The sequence below is a fragment of the Pseudomonas sp. 30_B genome, from assembly GCF_017491605.1.
GTDB lineage: Bacteria > Pseudomonadota > Gammaproteobacteria > Pseudomonadales > Pseudomonadaceae > Pseudomonas.
The window spans coordinates 1-467 of record NZ_JAFGYY010000285.1 but is presented as its reverse complement, the minus strand read 5'-3'; the positions used below and the strand labels follow the sequence as shown (position 1 = coordinate 467).

At 69.8% G+C, this 467-nt stretch carries 1 protein-coding gene; it reads right to left on the bottom strand.

Features of this window, described 5'->3' with window-relative positions; translation table 11 throughout:
• Positions 1 to 247 (bottom strand): FAD-dependent oxidoreductase (locus tag J5M67_RS28310; RefSeq protein ID WP_207888658.1); only part of this gene is annotated, 247 nt, incomplete at its 3' end.
• Positions 248 to 467 lie beyond the last annotated feature (220 nt).

Below are 467 nucleotides of genomic sequence, written 5' to 3'. Positions count from 1 at the left end.
CGGCGAGCCGCGGAACGAAGCGCAGCGCCGAGTCGCGCCTCGCGAGCCACGCGGGCAGCTTGCCGAGCACCGCCGGATCGGCGAGCGGCGCGACATAGCTGTAGCTCAGCTGTCCGCCGTTCGCGAAGCTGGCGTCGAGCACGGCGTCCGGGCGCGCTTCCAGCACCGTCACGTCGTGCCCTTCCCGCGCGAGGCAATAGGCGCTCGTCAGGCCGACGACGCCCGCGCCCAATACGCAAATTCGCATGAATGCCGGCCGTCCTTGAAGAAGTTGTCGAGAGGGCCCGGGGGCCGGTGTGAGCTTGAACGGCCTTTAGTCTTGCCGACCGAAACGACCGCGGCAAGTGAACAGATGTACCGCCCCATAACCCTGGGTTAAGGGTGCCGGACGCGTGTCGTTCAGCGCGCCCGCCGCTTCGGCGCACCCGGCGCGCGCATCGAGGGCGGCTTGCCGGACGGCTCGCCGA